Raw genomic sequence first — 1,385 nt, 5'->3', positions numbered from 1 at the left:
GCGCTGAACCAGACGCATGCCATGACGCCCACACAGCTGCATGCCTGGTGCCGGGAGAAGGGGTTGTTTGAGCACCAGCTCAAGGCCTGGGGTGACGCGTTTTGCAGCGCCACAGCGCCTGAATCGCGCGAAGCCAGGACGGCACTGCGCGAGTTGCAAGTCAAGCACGATGGGTTGCAGCGTGAACTGCGTCGAAAAGAGAAGGCACTGGCCGAAGCCGCAGCCTTGCTGGTGCTACAAAAAAAGTTCCAGGCCCTGTGGGAGGACGAGGAGAAATGACCAGTTGCCAACAGCGTCAAACGCTACTGACGCTGATAGGGCAGTGCTGCGACAACGGTGCACGTCTGCAAAAGGCCTGCGCCCTGATTGGGTTGGATGCACGTACTGTTCAGCGCTGGCGACACCCTGAGAACCAGCAGGGCGACCTCAGGGTCGGGGACAAACGCCGCATCACCGTGCCGCCTAACAAGTTCAGTGAGGCGGAGCGACAAGCGGCTTTGGAGGTGGTTAACAGCGATCAATTCAAGGATCTGCCGCCAAGCCAGATTGTGCCTCGCCTGGCTGACCAGGGCCTCTACGTGGCCAGTGAGTCGACCCTGTACCGGCTGCTGCTTGAAGCCGGCCAGTTGAGGCATCGCCGCCTGGAGCGGGTAGCGCAAAAACGCAGCAAGCCACGCGCGCTGGTGGCCAACGGGCCCGATCAGATTTACTGCTGGGACATCAGCTACTTGCCCACCGAGGTGCGCGGTACCTACTTTTACCTTTATCTGTTCGTGGACCTGTTCAGCCGCCGTATCGTTGGCTGGCAGGTCTACGACTGCGAGAGTGCCGAGCTGGCCAGTGGGCTACTTCAAGCCATCTGCGAGCGCCAGGGCATCGCGCCCCATCAGCTTACCGTTCACTCGGACAACGGCTCGCCGATGAAGGGGGAAACGATGCTCGCCACCATGCAGCGCCTGGGCGTGGCGGCTTCTCGCAGCCGACCAGCGGTCAGTAACGACAATCCTTACTCCGAGGCTCTGTTCAGAACACTGAAATACCGACCTCAACTGCCCGTCAAACCGTTCAATGGCCTGCTGCAGGCGCGACGCTGGGTGACAGAGTTGGTGCACTGGTACAACCACGAACATCGCCACAGCGCCATTCGATTTATAACCCCAGCGCAGCGGCACTTAAAACTCGATGAGGCCATTCTGGCTGAACGCGCCAAGGTCTATGCTGCGGCCCGAAACGCCAACCCCAACCGCTGGTCAGGGGGGACTCGCAATTGGTCGCCAATCACCGAAGTGCACCTCAACCCGCAAACACCAAAGGAGCAAAATCAACCAGAAAAACTAGCCGCTTGAGCATCGAACTTTTTGCGGCAACTACCTTGACAGCGCCCG

2 protein-coding genes are annotated in these 1,385 nt (G+C 59.9%); both read left to right on the top strand.

Translation table 11 applies throughout. The features are described 5' to 3' along the window. On the top strand, positions 1-279 hold a 279-nt coding region (locus tag IWX87_RS19435; RefSeq protein WP_231374938.1), incomplete at its 5' end, for a transposase. Then, positions 276-1,346 carry an IS3 family transposase gene (locus tag IWX87_RS19430; RefSeq protein ID WP_196865141.1) on the top strand — a complete coding sequence of 357 codons (1,071 nt, stop codon included), beginning with the start codon at positions 276-278 and terminating at the stop codon, positions 1,344-1,346. The genes IWX87_RS19435 and IWX87_RS19430, both read left to right, overlap by 4 nt. The last annotated feature ends 39 nt before the right edge of the window (positions 1,347-1,385 follow it).

Origin of the sequence: Polaromonas sp. CG_9.7 (assembly GCF_015752205.1) — a bacterium.
In the GTDB taxonomy this organism is placed as follows: domain Bacteria; phylum Pseudomonadota; class Gammaproteobacteria; order Burkholderiales; family Burkholderiaceae_C; genus Polaromonas.
This window is presented reverse-complemented; position numbering and strand designations above follow the sequence as displayed.